We start from the raw sequence: 15,268 nt of genomic DNA on the forward strand, positions 1-15,268 counted from the left end.
GGGGCGAAGGCCGCCTCTCTCATAATTCCTGCAAAATGAGGCCTGGTTCACTGTGAAGACGATTATTTGTGAAGACGGCGTGGAGAACGTTTGCTGAGAGAGGCTGTTCGAGTTTATAGCTTAACCATAGGCTTCTTCAGATATGCTCCCCTTTGCCCCCTTAATCTCCCACAGCCCTAAATTTTATTGCCCATTGGCAGAGATATTTATAAATAGTGTAATAGCGGTTACTTCCCACAATTGGAGAAACACTATTTTCTTACCGTAATTGTAGCATAGTTGTCAATAGCTTCACACCGTGCATATGGCCGATTTTTTTCGGTTCATTTTCGCCTATACTTCTTGTTGAATACGTCAATTTATCTTGAGAAAGGAAAAGCTAAAAGATGACCACGAATAACTCAGCTCAACCGCCTGACCTGAACGAAGAGGTACGCGAAATCTGGGATCGGAATGCCGCCTTCTGGGATGAGAAAATGGGCGAGGGAAACGATTTCCAACGCATCCTCGTTGCTCCTGCCTGCGAGCGCTTGCTCAATTTGCAGCCTGGCGAGCGCGTGCTGGAGATTGCTTGCGGCAATGGAGTTTTTGCGCGCCACCTGGCCCGCCTTGGCGCTCAGGTCCTGGCTACTGACTTTAGCGCCTCCTTGCTTGAACTTGCACGCGCGCGCTCTGTCGAGTATGCTGAGCGCATAGAGTATCAAAGCTTAGACGCTACAAATGAGGAACAGATCGTGGCGCTGGGAAAAGGGCGCTTTGATGCGGCGGTCTGTAACATGGCGATCATGGATATGGCCGAGATTGAGCCCTTGATGCGCGGGATTCGCCAGGTCGTCAAGCCCGGTGGTCGCTTCATCCTCTCGCTTTGCCATCCTTGTTTCAACAACACCGGCTCGATTCTCAGCGTCGAGGATGCCACGGTCAATGGCGAGATCGTCACCACCTATGCTGTTAAGACGACGACGTATCTGCACAATGTTCCGACAAAGGGCGTGGCCATGATTGGGCAGCCCGTCTCTCAGTACTACTTCGATCGTCCATTGCATGTGCTCTTCAATGCCTGTTTTCGCTCTGGCATGGTTCTGGACGGCCTGGAAGAGCCAGCCTTCAATCATCCGCACGATGGCTCAAAAGCCGGCAGCCTGGTTGTAAGCTGGACATATTATAAAGAGATTCCACCAGTACTGGTGGCGCGCCTGCGCATTCCCGCCTGAGAGGAGCCGAGCAGGCCTGGCGCAATCCCGGTAGCCAGGGAGTGGTCCGACCACTCCCGGCTATATGGCCGGCATTTATAGGGCTTTACAGCTTTGCAAGCTCCTTGAAGCTCTCGGCTACGGCAATGTCCACATTCCCGCTAAGCTGGCCGCGCTGCTCGTATTAAACAGCGTACGTAGTTTTCTTTCCCTTCGTGCTCACCGGCATTCTTTAACTTATTAGTTTTTATTTCTATAGATTTTAAAGAACATCGAATGCTTTTACTGATAATATGCGGGGAGCTTCTTCAGAGTTGGCCATTGTTGGCCGTCGTGCCCAAAGATGATCAAGGCGGCCTGTTCGTGCTCGGCGACCTCGATCAGCTTGCGCGCTCCCGCCCTTACCAGCTCGCCATCTTGATCTTCGTCAAATGGGCGAGGCTGGCGATCAGGCCTGAAGTCGCCCTGGTTCAGTACGGCATCGATGGTCAGCAGCACAGAGCCAAGTTCGGGCAGGTGCACCAGTACCGATTGATGGCCACGAATATGGCCGTGGGTGGCCAGCAGCTTGAGGCCGGGCAGTAGTTCAGTATCCCCATCGACAAGCCGATAGCGTAAGGCGGAATGGTCCCATAGCGGGCGTCCTGAAGCAAAGCGCTCATAGCCGCTGCGAGCCAGCTCATAATGCTCGCGCTGCACAATCAGTTCGGCATTGGTGAAGGTCGAGTGCATCCCAACATGATCGAGATCAAAATGCGTGCAGATGAGCATCTTGATCTCTTCTGGGCGCACATTGAGGAGCGCAAGCTGTTCAACGACATTTTGATGCAGCTCTATATTAGGCAGCGATAGCCCTTCTGGCCAGCCTGTATCGATCAGGATATACTTGCCATCGCTTAGCTGAATAAGATAGCAGGGATAAGGGATAGGCCATGGCATATCCGCTGCGTGTCTTGTCGCAACTTGCATAAGATAGAGCCGCTGCGGCAGAGCTGTTTGACTGCTCATATATTAATTTCTCCTCAGAATTCTTTCTTCAGCCCCTCTCTATTCGGGACTGAAATTACCCTGGTATTGTTCGTAGAATTCAAGCTTTTGTTGCACCATTGTTAGCAAGCTATCAAGATTGCGTCGCTGTTCATAGAGTCGCTGCTGATGGTGCTTGAGGAGCGCAACGCGTTTCTCTGCTACGTTTGCAGGGATCGTCAGGCCTTGCTGGTAGCGTTCAAGCATACAGCCATCCTCTAAGAAAGCCGAAATGTCTTCTAGCGACATCCCCGTTTGCTTGAGCTGGATCAGAAAGCGCAGGAACTCTACATCTGCTTCGCTAAACTCCCGGATTCCATGTGCCCCCCGCTTGATTGTGGGCAGTACCCCGATTTTCTCATAAAAGCGGATCGTGTAAGCTGATAGACCTATTTGTTCGGCTACTTCTTGAATTGTCATACTCAATCCCCTTGCTCGCGCAAAAGCTATAGAGAGTATAGTCCTTAGAGCCAGCTCTAAGTCAAGGGTAGATTGCGCCGATAACATGCCTTGGTCAGGCAAGCAACTGTCACCTTTTCGCCGCTTCACACCTGTATTCCTCATTAGTATAAATGCAAGCAAGCGACTATTGGGCGCATGAGTATGACAGAAAGAGAAAAGTGAGTTATGCCTGGTTTCCTGGCAAGGTTGGTTTGTGGCTTGCGCAATGAGCGAGATGAGTGTTACATCCAGGGCGTGAATAGCTTGCGTCTCGGTTTGCCTGGAATACAAAGGAGATGAGGATTGGAAGAGTTTCTCAAAATCTGGACGGGGTATCTAGCCTCAGGGGTGGAGGCCGTTGCAGGACTGCTTATCGCCCTGGCGGCACTACAAGCAGTTGTGCGCGGGCTCTGGCTCTTCTTCAGCAGCAACCGAGAGTTGCGTCAGAAGCAGGAGCCATTGACCGAAAATATTCGCTTGCGCCTTGGGCGTTGGTTAGCTCTAGCTCTGGAATTTGAGCTGGGCGCTGATATCTTGCGCACGGCCATTGCCCCAACCTGGGCTGAGATTGGGCAGCTGGCGGCGATTGCAGCTATCCGAACCGGCCTTAACTACTTTCTTCAGCAGGAGATTGACCGCGCGGCTAGTCGCCATCCCGATATAGCCTTGCAAAGCCAAACGCCCTCTGCGCCTGCGCAATTAGATGCTCATCTGGATGCCATGAGCGAGAAGATCAAACATGAGCCTCATTAATCTTTTCAACTTCTCTCTCTGGGCGGCTTTGATCGAGTTTGCCGGAGCATTGATCGTTGTCGGTGCTATCCTGCTGGCTCTGTTGATAATCGTGCGAACTGGCGATACCGAGAAAGCACGCTACCTGGTTGCCAGCGGCGTGATCACTGCGCTGAGCTTTAAGCTGGCCAGTGCCCTGCTCAAGACCTTACAGTTGCATACCTGGCAGCAGATCTTGCTATTCACTGCCATTCTCGTTCTGCGCACTGCTCTCAAACGCTTTTTTATGTGGGAACAAGCACAACTGAGGCGGGTGCAGAAACCTGACTAAGAGTCCTTTTTCTCTCTATTGATCTTGTTGTATTCTATTGTTGCGCCCGTTGCTGCGGTTGGGACCATTTTCTTCACCCTGATCTATTCGCCGTTGTCTCAGGTGACTGCCGCGCAATGGGCTTTTGTGGTTGGGGGTCTGACCATTCTCTGTCTGGGCCGTGGTGAGCCTGTTTGCCAACAGCGAGGGACCGGCAAATATGACTGAAGAAAATAGAGCTTGATCAGCGTGTTTTTATTGTTATCCTTTGTTTCTATGGTGTATTTATGAGGATTTGCTGATGCCAAAGCTAGAACAAGAAACATCCTTCCGGAGCCAATTATCTTTTTGGGAGGCGATAGCACTTTCCATTGGCATTATGGCCCCCACGGCGGCTATGGCTCTCAATGGCGCGCTCGCGGCCGGAATCACGGGTAGCGCGGTTCCGCTGGCTTTCCTACTAGCGACGGTGGCCGTTGGGTTAACCAGCTTTGCCTTTATCCAGTTTAGTCGTTATTTTGCCCACAGTGGTTCGTCCTATGCTTTTAATGGCATTGCCCTGGGACCACGGGCAGGCTTTTTCTCGGGCTGGGCGCTGCTGGGAACCTATCTGGCCTTCACAGCAGCATCGATCGCTGAGGTGGGTAGCTTTTTTCAGGCTTTGCTGGCCGATTTCCAGATGCAGGCAGGCTGGCTCCCCTTTGCCGTCATCGCTGGCGTGTGTATCTGGCTGCTTGCCTATAACGATATTACGCTCTCTACGCGCTTGACGCTTGTGCTGGAGGGCCTGTCTGTCTTCTTGATACTGATCATCGCGGGGGCGATTTTGTTTAAAGGGGGCGCGAGTGGACATTTGACGCTTGTGCCGTTCATTCCCGATGGTGCGCAACTGAGCCTGGTTGGCTCAGCGGCTGTCTTTGGCTTCCTCTCCTTTGCGGGCTTTGAGGGTGCAGCCACGCTGGCGGAAGAGACGCGCAATCCGCGCCGGACTATTCCTATAGCCATGCTTACGGCTGTGGTTGGCACAGGGCTGTTTTATACGCTGGTTACCTATGCGCAGACAGTTGGCTTTGGAACCGATGCGGCAGGAATCAAGGCCTTTGCGGCTTCCACGGCTCCTCTTGGCGAATTGGGTCAGCATTATCTGGGTGGGGTGATGGCAACTTTGATCAATGCCGGAGCTGTGGTGAGCGCCTTTGCCAGCGCGCTTGGTACGGCTACGGCGGGGGCGCGCTTGCTATTCTCGCTGGGACGTGATGGCTTTATCAGCGAGCGCCTGGGCACGACGAGCCGCCGGACTGGCTCTCCCTACCTGGCCCTGGCGGTGATTATGGTGATTGCCTTTGCTGTTGTGCTGGTCTGGAGCACGGCACCGGAGATCAATGGCGCTACACTCTTTGGCTATCTTGGTTCTATCGGGGTCTTTTTGATCCTTGTGGCCTATATCCTGACCAACGTGGGAGCGCTGCGTTTCTTTATGGTGCGCCGTCTGTGGAGCTGGCAATGGTGTATTCCGGTGGCGGCTCTCCTCGTGCTGCTCTATACGCTCTATAGCAATATCTATCCTGTGCCGGCGCCGCCTAACAATCTCTTCCCCTACGTAGCCCTGGTCTGGCTGCTCATTGGTCTGGGTATTATCATTGCTAGCCCAGCTCTGGCCCGGCGCATTGGTAAGAGCCTGGAGGAGCAGGAGGGCTTTAGCAAGGCGCGGGAAGCGAGAGAAGCCGCGAGCGGTGAGGCCGAGACGAATGCCGCTGAGGCGGCAAACACAACGCAGGTGGCGACCAGGGCCGGGGTGGTGGAAGAGAGACAGCCAGAGGCAAAGACCCGCAAGCCGCAGAGCGCGGCCGATGAGGCTGCTACGCAAGGTGCAGCAGATGCGGATGAGGCGAGCGCCGATGCAGCTGGAGATAGTGAGAGCGAAAGCTAGAGCTGGCAGGCTAAAGGGGAAAGCCTTGGCGTCGTGGCGAGCACCATTCGAGCGGCGCCCAGGCCCTCAAAAATTAGGAATTAGCCCTTGACAAAACAAAATTTTCTTGCTAACATTCATTTAATGAACACTTATCAGTAAGTGAGAGATAGGACAAGGAGGACAGGGTTTGATGGCGAATATGACAAGTGCAGAACGCATGCGCCAGGGCACGCGCAAGCGACGCGAGCAGCAAAAACAGGAGCTCTATCATGAGATTCTTAGTGCCGCTGCCGAGCTGCTTCTTGAGCGGGGCTACGAGCAGTTTTCCTTGCGCCAGGTGGCCGAGCGAATCGGCTATTCCGCCGGCACTATCTATCTCTACTTCAAAGATAAGGATGAGGTGCTTTTCAAACTGGCTCAGGATTTCTACGCGCGTTTTGGACGGCAACTGGCCGCAGCATTTAACAGCGAGAGCGAGCCTATGGCCAGAATCCTTGCGGGTGGGCGTGCCTACATCAGCTTTGGCGTACACAATCCTGTCGCGTATCAATTGATGTTTATGCAGTTCGGCGAATTTAAGGCGCGCATAGAAAACAATGCGGGAAGACCAGCCGGGCCAGATCCGTTTGATCTGTTGCGAGAGGAGGTTCGCAAAGGGATCGATGCCGGCCTCATCCGGCGGGAAGACCCCAATGCCATAGCCGACGCGCTGAGGTCTTGCGTGCATGGCATGGTGGCTTTTGCTATTCAAATCCATAGCGATGATCAGCCGCGCATCGAGGCGATGACTGAGATCGCTTTGCAAATCTTGATCGATGGGCTCAAGCCTCGCTAAAGCTCCAACCTGTAAGTTTTTGGCTCATTTTTTTTGTGTAGTAATGAACGCCAATCAGTAAATAATATGCAACCATTAAATGAAATAGGGATAGTGCGAAGGCTGCTGAGGTAGTCATTTAGTTACTTTTGAGATGAAGAGCAGACATTTCTATTCTTGATATGCTAGGAGAAAATCATGGCACAACTGGTACGTCGCATAGGCTGGGGCCTGATGGCTTTGCTGGCGATCGGCATCGCACTTGCATTCGCTGCTCCCTACCTGTCCCTCAATTCGGCAGTGAGTAGAATCCCTTTGAATCCTGCTGTAACACTTCACTTTCCGATCCTGGTAATTCATGCGACCACGGGCGGCCTGGCACTCGTGATCGGGCCGTTCCAGTTTTTGAGGCGCCTGTTCGCGAAGCGGCCAGCGCTGCATCGTACGCTAGGGCGCATCTACCTGATCTGTATCCTGCTAGGCGGACTGGCGGCGCTCTTCTCGGCTCTGGTCTCTACCAGCGGCTTTGTCGCACAGTTCGGCCTGGGATTCCTCGCGATCATCTGGCTCTACAGCGCCTATCGCGCGTATGAGACAATTCGCAAGGGACATATTCAGCTTCACCGCATCTGGATGAGGCGTAACTATACCCTTACCTTTGCAGCTGTCATTTTTCGGCTCTGGCTGCTGGTTGGGGCGCTTCTGCTCCGCATCCCCTTTCATGCGGTCTACGATACGGCAACCTGGTTTTCCTGGATCTTGCCACTGCTGGTTACTGAGTGGTTTATCAATCAGCAGCTCTTGCAAGCGCTGGCCGTGCGGGGACGACACGCTGTCCAGCTTCCTGCCGTGGAAAAGAGCCAGCTTCTTGCCAAAGAAAAGAGCCTTGAGCCGGTGCTGAGCATTAAGGGATAAATCGACAAACCTGTTATTCCTCTCCAGGCGCCTTGTCAATCTGGCTACCCTCTTCAACAGGCTTGAGGGGCTCGCTGACAGGCTCCTGCACACTTGATAGGTGAGCACGATGGAGGCGATTAGTGTTCAGGGGGCGGAAAGATGATCAGGTCAGGCCCAGCTCTCGCGCCTTTAAGGCAGCCTGGGTACGGTCGCGCACTCCTAACTTGCTCAAAATACTGCTAAGGTGATTCTTAACAGTTCCCTCGGCTAAAAATAGCTCTTCCGCGATCTGCTTATTAGGTTCTCCTCTGGCCACCAGGGCCAGAATTTCCCGCTCGCGCTCGGTCAAATGCTCGACGTCGGATGAGCGGGTTCCCAATGGTGGTAGCTCCTGAGCAATGGAGCGGCGCCCCCTGTTCTCGGCGGTGAGGGTGGCAAAGACTTTGTGCGCGATATCGGGTTGAAGTAACGTCTGGCCCTGGGCAGCCGTGCGAATCGTCGCCGTGAGTTGCTCGGAAGTTGCGTCTTTGAGCAGATAGCCCAGGGCTCCAGCATGCAAGCCGGCGTGGATAAGCTCGACGTCATCGAAGGTGGTAAGAATGACAATATGAACATTTGGCCAGCGCGCTTTGATCTGCTTGGTGGCCGTAATGCCATTCATGCGGGGCATGCGAATATCCATGAGTACGACATTGGGTGGTCTCTGTTGCGCCGCTAAGCGTTCAATGATGGCGAGGCTGTCTTCGCCGTCGTGAGCTGTATCCACTATTTCAAAGTCGGCTTCCATCTCCAGGAGTTTGCGAAATCCTTCGCGTACCAGGGTCTGGTCATCGACAATCAATATCCGAATTGCTTTGGTCATGCTTCACTCTCTTGCATTAGCAGGTCAGCCGGCGCCTTGAGTGTTTGGGGCACCCGAATCTGAACGGCCACTCGATAACCAGCCGCTTCCAGCGGCCCAAACGCCACTTCTCCGCCGAGCAGCTCTATGCGCTCGCGCAGGCCGATTAAGCCAAACCCGCTACTTTGCTCGCGTCCGGGTGCTGGCAAAGAGCCCTGCCCGTTGTCGCGTATCACCAGTTCCAGTATCTCATCTTCGTAGCGTAGCCTGACCAGGACCTTGCTAGCCTGGGCATGCTTACGCACATTTGTCAAAGCCTCCTGGGCCGCGCGATAGAACGCCAGCTGAAGTTCGGCTGAAAGCGCGGGCAAGGTTGTTTCCAGGTCTAATGTAAGATCTATCTCTGGCGTGACCAGCCGGAACTCATTGCCGAGCTGGCTTAGCGCTTCGGGTATATTCAGACTGGCGGTGCTTCTGGGGCGTAAGGCGGCCACGGCATGGCGTACTTCCTGCATACATTGGGCCGCGACCCGTTTGGCCTCCTCAACTTCCACGATCGCTCGGGCCTGGTCGCGCTCTTGCAGCTTACTGATGGTCTCCAACTGGATACTGATGATCGTCAGGTAATGTCCAAGGGTATCGTGAATGTCGCGGGCCAGACGCGTGCGCTCGCGCGCTTTCGCCAGTTCCTCTACTTCGTTGGCATAGGCCTGCAGTTGCTGATGGGCTTGTTCTAGCTCTTGCTTTGAGCCTTCCAGCTGATGGAAAAGCTTTTGCGAGCGCTTCTGCTCCTGCTTGAGCAGTCGATCGGAGAGCGCGAAGATGGCGACGAAGCCAAAGCCGGCCAGCAATGAGACCCAGCTGGGAAATAGCTTATGCCAGCCGCCAAGGATGAACATGTTAATACCGGCAACCAGGTAGAGGAGCGGGCTGAGGATGAGCGCGGACCGTAGGGAGAGATGCGTGAAATATAGCGTGACGGTGACAAGGTAGAGCAGCCAGTTAAAGCCGACATCTACGGCCAGGACGAGACCACTGATGAAGGTTAATAACGAGATGGTTCCTATGCATAGGACAAGCTGCCAGGGCTTCATGCTGCTTTTGCTGGTAAGCCACCAGAACAGGGCCCCATAGGAGCCAAGAATGCTTGTGGAGAGCACAAAGCCAGGAAAGGTGGGAGACCATGTTCCCAGAATACTGATCAGATAGTTGAGCACAAGAACAGTCACCAGGGCGCTATCCACAGCCCGGTGGGTGAGCCATCGGGTAATGACGGGCAAGACTATCTCATCTATCCTGGCCTGGCTGCTCATGCTCTCTCTTTTCCTTCAAAGGCGGGACTCAGTAAAGAGATGTTTTGAAATACACTTTTGCGCAATTATAGCATAAGGACAGCTCTACCTTGATGCATCGCTGGTCACGAGCTCGTGCGCCGGGTCATGCATGACCCATTACTTCTGTCATGCCGGCGCAAAGTGACGGGAGATTGCGGCAAGGGTGACCGCTGGCACACCCGCTAAGGCTATCTTGCTGGCTATACTCTTTACAACAAGCTTGGTGCGGCTGGCGCTAATACGCTCAGTTCTGGCCGTAGCCTGGCATGGTTGGAGCGACGCCTGAAAAAAGCGGGATGATGAAAGATCGCGTCGTGGGCAATGTACTCATTACCTGAAGCCTGATTGTGTAGCATGCTCGACCAAAAAGCGAGATGCAAAGAAAAAGATAAGGGTTATATGAACAGAAAGAAGTATACATACGCGGCAGTTGCTGCCCTCGGGCTGCTCATGGCAGTGACAGTGCTGCTGGCCGCCTGCGGTGGCTCAAGTACCGAGGGACCCAACCAGGTGCATATGAGCGATGCGCGCTTTGTGCAGGAAGTGGTTACTATTCCCAAAGGGGCAATGCTTACCCTTGTGAACGATGCTCCAGTTATCCATATCATTAAGAATGGAACCTGGGATCAGAGCGGTACGCCCAGACCGGCTAAAGAGCAAGGGGCGCCTGCAGTAGATGTTAGCGTCACTGCCAATGGTAGCCAGCAGATCGGGCCTTTCAATACTGCCGGGACGTTTCAATTGTATTGTGTGCCCCATCCTGGGATGAAGCTTTCTGTGGTTGTTCATTGATATGCCAGGTGCCGAGATCATTCCGGATAACGCAAGGCGAGCCCTGCGAAGAGCGGCGATGACTCGGGCATGCCGGCGAAGAATACAAAAAGCGAGCTTATGAAAGAAAAACAAGCAAACACTTCTACACAAGGCTTAGCAGCGGGAAAACGCCAGCGCCGCATCCGGCCAGCCATTCTTGTCGGGTGCGGGCTGCTCGTCTTGCTGGTTGGTCTGGCCGCTATTATCTATCCTCAACAGCGTATTGCCCTTGGCAACCGCGTGGGAATTATGCTCCTTGAAGCGATTGGTCAGGCGCGCAATGCCGGCGGCACTGTAGGGGCTGCCACGCTCAAGCTGCCGGCGGGCTTTCGCGCCGAGGTCTGGGCTTCGGGGCTCACTGATCCCCGCTTTATGGCCTTTGCGCAAGATGGAACGCTGTTTGTGGCTGAGCGAGGGACCAATAGTATTGTGGCTCTCGCTGATCCGCAGCAGAGCGGGAAGGCTGTTACTCGGCGCGTGGTGGTCAGTGGGTTAGATCAGCCCAGTAGCGTAGCTTTTTATGGACATATGCTCTTTGTCGGGGAGACTTCCCGCGTCAGCCGCCTTACGCTGGATGACCAATATCATGTGACAAAGCGCGAGGTAGTTGTGCCCAATCTGCCGACTGTGGGAGCGCATGTGACGCGTACAGTCTTTGTCGGACCCGATAGCAAGCTCTATGTCTCAATCGGTTCTTCCTGCAATGTCTGCAACGAGGAGGATGCGCACCGGGCCTCAGTTTGGGTCTATAACCTGGATGGCAGCGCCGGGCGACGCTATGTTAGGGGCTTGCGCAACGCTGTGGGCCTGGCGCTCAACCCCTGGGATAAGCAGATCTGGGCTACGAATAACGGGCGCGATATGCTGGGGGATGATGTGCCTCCGGAGACTGTCTATGCCCTGCGCGAGGGCGGTGATTATGGCTGGCCAGTCTGCCATGCTGGTAACATTGTCGATCCTCAATATGGACATAGCGACTCTTGCCATGGCATTGTTAAGCCGCTGGTAAAGATCCAGGCCCATTCGGCCCCGCTCGGCCTGGCTTTTTACGAGAAGGGGACATTCCCGCAGCAGTATCACGGCCTGTTTGTGGCCTTACACGGGTCCTGGAATCGCTCGCAGCTCACCGGCTATAAGGTGGTCTTTGTGCCCCTGGATGGGCAGGGCAACGTTTCTGCGCCGCCGCAGGATTTTATTACCGGCTGGCTTAACGATAGTGGCGAGCGACGTGGCCGGCCCGTAGGACTGGCTATTGCCTCAGATGGAGCGCTGTATGTGAGCGATGACGCGGCAGGGCTGATTTATCGCGTGACTTACACTGGCTAGGCCTTTTCCTGGCTTGCCTGGGAAGGCAGGAAGAGCTTTCGACAAAATAGGAGGTCGTCATGCAAACCATACGTATCACTTCACTCATTACACGTGTAGCCCTGGTGGCTGTCCTGCTTCTGGGCCTGGTGTTCTGGCTAGCGCAGGCCGGTATCATGGGGAGCACCGCACAACCAATTCTGAGAAATCTACATATGGGGCTGGGAGTGCTTGGTGACATAGGCTTGCTGGTTCTGGCAATCAGCGCTATCTTCAGGAGAGAAGCCAGATCCCTGGCGGCGGTGGGCATACTCTGCGCGCTGGTCCTGCCTTCCTTTGGGCTAGTGCAGGCCGTAATCCTTGCTGGCAGCCTGCACTGGCTTGTACAGATCGCCCATTTGCTGATCGGGATTGGTGCAATTTATCTGACTTATGAAATTGAGCGGCGTTACCGTGGTCCCAGATTGGAGGGAAACAGGCAAGCCTCAAAGCAGACCTCGACTCTTCCGGTTGTGTGAACATAGTGCAAGCAGAATTGCTTCGTCGATTCTGCCTGCAACCTTCTGCACAACACTCCAAGGGCTGGGCGCCCTTCTGAGAAGGCTGGCTCGCTTCGCGGGCGGCCAGCACAATGATTGGTACTTGTTGAGCTCATACCTGCCTGTTATAGAACTGCATAGACGGATGAGCCTTTGTTTGCGCCTTCAGTGCTAAAAGTGCTTAATAAAATTCCCTCAAGCATTGAAGGAAAAATGCCAGTCTTCCTTTAAACATCGCTGTACTGTTCTGCAGCTTCTTGCTATACTCCGTGCTGTGTATTTGCTGAAAAAGGAGCGAACTTGTGACAAAAGCTTTTTCGGAACAGGAAGTTCTGGCCCTAGCCCGTCGTGCTTATCAAGAAGGCAGCGCGACCTTCGAGATAGAGCGAGCTAATTGTGCTTTGCTTGTTATTGATATGCAGGATGAATTCGTAAAGCCTCATTGGACCCCCTTCTGGGTTCCTGAAGCGACCAGACAGGTTCCCCAAATTAAACGCCTGCTAGAGGCTTGTCGTGCCTATCGTGTGCCCGTCATTTATACAGCCTTTGCCAGAACGCATCACTATCTTGATCGCCCGCTAGCTGGACCGTTCATGCCCAATCGCTATGCGGAGGAGGATGCTGCCTGGTTTCGCGCTGGCACCATCTGGTCCGAGCTGGCTCCCCAGGAAGACGAGATTGTGCTCTATAAGCCCTCGTATGGGGCTTTCTATGATACTCCCCTGGAGACTATTCTTAAGAATCTGCATAAAGACACGGTAATTATCTGTGGTACGCTTACCAACTTCTGTTGTGGGACTACGGCAAGGCAGGCCTATGAGCGTGGTTTCAAGGTAGTCTTTGGTAGCGACATCACGGCTACCGATGATCCTGCCATGCAGCAGCCCGAATTGCAAGTCTTGCGTAAGGGCTTTGCCAGAGTTCTCGCCCTTGAAGAGATCCTTACTGAGCTTTCATCTTAGTTGTACTGGCAGCTCATATATAGCGAAAACATTCAAGGGATGGCTCCTCTATCCCTCCGGTCCCTGAAGCGCCGGCGTCGATGTACTTCTAGCAACGGCGCGCTCGGGGCTTTGCGCTCTGGAACCCTGGTAGCGCCGCTCGATCGCGCGGGCCAGGTACATAGCACCAATGCCAACGAGCAAGTGCGCGAGCTGGATTATCAAGTGCAGATTGCCGGACAGGATGAACATCTGCGTGAGCCCGAAGGCAAGCATGATCAGCGCATAGAGTATGCCAATTGCCGCCAGAGCTCTGGTTCCTCGCTTGAAAAGGGCTATGCCTGCCAATCCCAGCAAGCCAACCGTCCCTATAATTCCCAAACCTATATGCACGTAGCGCAGGCCTGTTTGCAAGCCGCTCCCGACAAAGGTGCCTACAACGGCAATCTGGGCCAGCCAGAATAGCAGGCCCAGCACCATAACCGCCATCAAAGCCAGGCGTGTGAGTAAAGAGATGATTCGCACTGCTTGCATCATGATCTCCCTTATCTAAACTTTGTGAACTTTATGAGATAACTTCAGGTAAACAGGTTGACAGGTCCTTGCTAAGGCACTGCTCTAACTGTTACAATGAATATTACATGTTAAGGATGGGGCGAACAAGTACACAATTTTTTCTGATATAGTCATAAAAACCATACTATCGAGAAGGGAGCAGCGTCATGAAGGAGTTAGAGGCCATTGTTTGTCCGGTCGAGATCACGCTCTCTATTGTGGGAGGAAAGTGGAAACTAATGATCGTCTGGTGGCTGCTCAGTGGCACCAAACGCTTTGGCGAATTACGCCGCTTGATTCCCGGAGCAACGCAGCAAATGCTTACTATGCAATTGCGCGAGCTAGAGCAGGCAGGCATTCTTGAGCGCAAGGTGTATGCCCAGGTGCCACCCAAAGTTGAGTATTCGCTGACCGAACTGGGGCGTAGTCTGGAACCCGTAGTGTGTAAGTTGGCCGAATGGGGTGAGCAGTTCTTTGAGCAGCAAGGTCGGGAGCATCTTCATGTCGCTTCTATACTAGAACAACATGCTCTGGTGTCCAACTCCCAGGGCTGAGCACTGCGTAGCCCTCTGTTGTGGTTTGTCACTGCTTGCCTGTTTCTGCTATGCTGAATCTAAGGTATCGAGAAAGGCTTTTGTAGGTGACAGAAATGACAACTATAAAGATCAGGCCTGAGCGCGTCACAGACTATTCTCAGATCGGGAACTTGCACGCGCAAGCCTTTGGTAATCGTGCGGGCGAGCCTGCTATCGTTGCTCTGTTGCGCCAACGTCGGGCCTTTGATCCCGCGCTTTCTTTGCTGGCAGAGATCGACGGGCAGGTTGTTGGGCATGTTCTGTTCTCGCCCTATCAAATGAGCCTGGGTGGCCAGCTGGTGCCCGCGGTGAATCTTGCGCCCATTGCTGTTTCTCCGGCTTACCAGGGTCAGGGCATTGGGGGACAGCTCATCAGGGAAGGTCACCGCCTGGCTGCTGCAAAGGGCTATATTGTAAGCGTGCTGATTGGGCATCCTACCTATTATCCTCGTTTTGGCTACCAGATGCACGCCTTTGGGCTGGCTCGGCTAGAACTATCTCTCACCGCCGATAAAGGGGAGCCGCTCACGGTGCGTCCACCGCAGCAAGCTGATGTCGCCGCGCTTTGTGCCTTGTGGCAGCGCGAAGAGGCTGATGTGGATATGGTCTTTGCCCCTGAGCCCGACTTGCTGGCCTGGCTCAGTCCCGACCCGGCTGTGCGGGCACTGGTCTTTCTGCGCGCCGACCAGGTGGTTGGCTATACGCGTGTGCATAGCGCCGAGCCAACGAATCCACGCATCTTTCTTGCACGCGACGCTGAGACGGCCCATGCCATGCTCGCCAGCATAGCTCATCAATTTGGAGGACAGGAGCCAGGCACAATATATACTTTGCCTCTGCATCCCGCCTCGGCTTTGGCGCCAGCCCTGGGCCAGGCTACGGTAAGTAGTGAGTCCTGGGCTATGGCTTGCTCGCTTGTTCCCGGTCCCCTAGAGGATTATATGGCCGGAGTAAGGGAAGGGAAGCGCTTGCTCGGACGGGCGCTCTGGCCTGTGGCCTTTGATCTTGCTTAACTCTTGTAGCCGGGACGATCTCAGCTG

General features: G+C 54.1%; 17 protein-coding genes. 12 read left to right on the forward strand and 5 right to left on the reverse strand.

The genetic code is table 11. From position 1 onward, the window contains the following. Nucleotides 1–386: 386 nt before the first annotated feature. On the forward strand, nucleotides 387–1,214 hold the full coding sequence (locus EPA93_RS34150) for a class I SAM-dependent methyltransferase (RefSeq protein ID WP_129891804.1): 828 nt from the start codon (nucleotides 387–389) through the stop codon (nucleotides 1,212–1,214). A gap of 261 nt (nucleotides 1,215–1,475) precedes the next feature. Here the strand turns inward: EPA93_RS34150 and EPA93_RS34155 are convergent, their stop codons facing one another. Together EPA93_RS34155 and EPA93_RS34160 are read right to left on the reverse strand one after the other, a co-directional pair. Beyond that, nucleotides 1,476–2,201, reverse strand: coding sequence for an N-acyl homoserine lactonase family protein (locus EPA93_RS34155; RefSeq protein ID WP_129891805.1), 726 nt, complete (start codon nucleotides 2,199–2,201; stop codon nucleotides 1,476–1,478). A 39-nt stretch (nucleotides 2,202–2,240) separates the two neighbouring features. Next, nucleotides 2,241–2,639, reverse strand: a complete 399-nt coding sequence (locus tag EPA93_RS34160) for a MerR family transcriptional regulator (RefSeq protein ID WP_129891806.1) — start codon at nucleotides 2,637–2,639, stop codon at nucleotides 2,241–2,243. 324 nt (nucleotides 2,640–2,963) lie between these two features. Between EPA93_RS34160 and EPA93_RS34165 the strand changes: the two genes are divergently transcribed. The 5 genes from EPA93_RS34165 to EPA93_RS34185 all read left to right on the forward strand — a co-directional run bounded on the left by EPA93_RS34165 (nucleotide 2,964) and on the right by EPA93_RS34185 (nucleotide 7,343). Then, complete coding sequence (locus tag EPA93_RS34165; protein WP_129891807.1) at nucleotides 2,964–3,413, forward strand: DUF1622 domain-containing protein; 450 nt, start codon at nucleotides 2,964–2,966, stop codon at nucleotides 3,411–3,413. Beyond that, nucleotides 3,400–3,723 carry a DUF1622 domain-containing protein gene (locus EPA93_RS34170; RefSeq protein WP_129891808.1) on the forward strand — a complete coding sequence of 108 codons (324 nt, stop codon included), beginning with the start codon at nucleotides 3,400–3,402 and terminating at the stop codon, nucleotides 3,721–3,723. The genes EPA93_RS34165 and EPA93_RS34170 overlap by 14 nt, the downstream gene beginning before the upstream one ends. A gap of 280 nt (nucleotides 3,724–4,003) precedes the next feature. Then, nucleotides 4,004–5,632, forward strand: a complete 1,629-nt coding sequence (locus EPA93_RS34175; RefSeq protein ID WP_129891809.1) for an APC family permease — start codon at nucleotides 4,004–4,006, stop codon at nucleotides 5,630–5,632. A 172-nt stretch (nucleotides 5,633–5,804) separates the two neighbouring features. Continuing rightward, complete coding sequence (locus EPA93_RS34180) at nucleotides 5,805–6,449, forward strand: TetR/AcrR family transcriptional regulator (RefSeq protein ID WP_129891810.1); 645 nt, start codon at nucleotides 5,805–5,807, stop codon at nucleotides 6,447–6,449. Nucleotides 6,450–6,626: 177 nt separating this feature from the next. Further along, entirely contained in the window at nucleotides 6,627–7,343 is a 717-nt protein-coding gene (locus tag EPA93_RS34185) for a DUF2306 domain-containing protein (protein WP_129891811.1), read from the forward strand. A gap of 145 nt (nucleotides 7,344–7,488) precedes the next feature. On the opposite strand, the gene EPA93_RS34190 is transcribed toward EPA93_RS34185, so the two are convergent. Further along, the gene (locus EPA93_RS34190) at nucleotides 7,489–8,187 is read right to left on the reverse strand and encodes a response regulator (protein WP_129891812.1); all 699 of its coding nucleotides are present in this window, start codon (nucleotides 8,185–8,187) and stop codon (nucleotides 7,489–7,491) included. Then, nucleotides 8,184–9,479, reverse strand: a complete 1,296-nt coding sequence (locus EPA93_RS34195) for a sensor histidine kinase (protein ID WP_129891813.1) — start codon at nucleotides 9,477–9,479, stop codon at nucleotides 8,184–8,186. The genes EPA93_RS34190 and EPA93_RS34195 overlap by 4 nt, the downstream gene beginning before the upstream one ends. Before the next feature lie 420 nt (nucleotides 9,480–9,899). Here EPA93_RS34195 and EPA93_RS34200 point away from each other — a divergent pair, with 420 nt between their 5' ends. The 4 genes from EPA93_RS34200 (at nucleotide 9,900) to EPA93_RS34215 (ending at nucleotide 13,119) form a co-directional block, all read left to right on the forward strand. After that, nucleotides 9,900–10,292 (forward strand): cupredoxin domain-containing protein, encoded by a 393-nt coding sequence (locus EPA93_RS34200; protein ID WP_242527201.1) that lies wholly within the window; start codon nucleotides 9,900–9,902, stop codon nucleotides 10,290–10,292. Nucleotides 10,293–10,391: 99 nt separating this feature from the next. Then, complete coding sequence (locus EPA93_RS34205) at nucleotides 10,392–11,639, forward strand: PQQ-dependent sugar dehydrogenase (protein WP_165423581.1); 1,248 nt, start codon at nucleotides 10,392–10,394, stop codon at nucleotides 11,637–11,639. Between the two features lie 59 nt (nucleotides 11,640–11,698). Next, nucleotides 11,699–12,136, forward strand: a complete 438-nt coding sequence (locus tag EPA93_RS34210; RefSeq protein ID WP_129891815.1) for a hypothetical protein — start codon at nucleotides 11,699–11,701, stop codon at nucleotides 12,134–12,136. A gap of 323 nt (nucleotides 12,137–12,459) precedes the next feature. Further along, the gene (locus EPA93_RS34215; RefSeq protein WP_129891816.1) at nucleotides 12,460–13,119 is read left to right on the forward strand and encodes a cysteine hydrolase family protein; all 660 of its coding nucleotides are present in this window, start codon (nucleotides 12,460–12,462) and stop codon (nucleotides 13,117–13,119) included. 48 nt (nucleotides 13,120–13,167) lie between these two features. On the opposite strand, the gene EPA93_RS34220 is transcribed toward EPA93_RS34215, so the two are convergent. Next, nucleotides 13,168–13,635, reverse strand: a complete 468-nt coding sequence (locus tag EPA93_RS34220) for a hypothetical protein (RefSeq protein WP_129891817.1) — start codon at nucleotides 13,633–13,635, stop codon at nucleotides 13,168–13,170. 185 nt (nucleotides 13,636–13,820) lie between these two features. On the opposite strand from EPA93_RS34220, the gene EPA93_RS34225 reads away from it, so the two are divergent. Further along, nucleotides 13,821–14,207 carry a winged helix-turn-helix transcriptional regulator gene (locus EPA93_RS34225; protein WP_129891818.1) on the forward strand — a complete coding sequence of 129 codons (387 nt, stop codon included), beginning with the start codon at nucleotides 13,821–13,823 and terminating at the stop codon, nucleotides 14,205–14,207. Between the two features lie 95 nt (nucleotides 14,208–14,302). Continuing rightward, nucleotides 14,303–15,241: a GNAT family N-acetyltransferase gene (locus tag EPA93_RS34230; protein WP_129891819.1), complete on the forward strand. Its 939-nt coding sequence runs from the start codon at nucleotides 14,303–14,305 to the stop codon at nucleotides 15,239–15,241. Nucleotides 15,242–15,268 lie beyond the last annotated feature (27 nt).

This window comes from Ktedonosporobacter rubrisoli, assembly GCF_004208415.1.
Lineage (GTDB): Bacteria > Chloroflexota > Ktedonobacteria > Ktedonobacterales > Ktedonobacteraceae > Ktedonosporobacter > Ktedonosporobacter rubrisoli.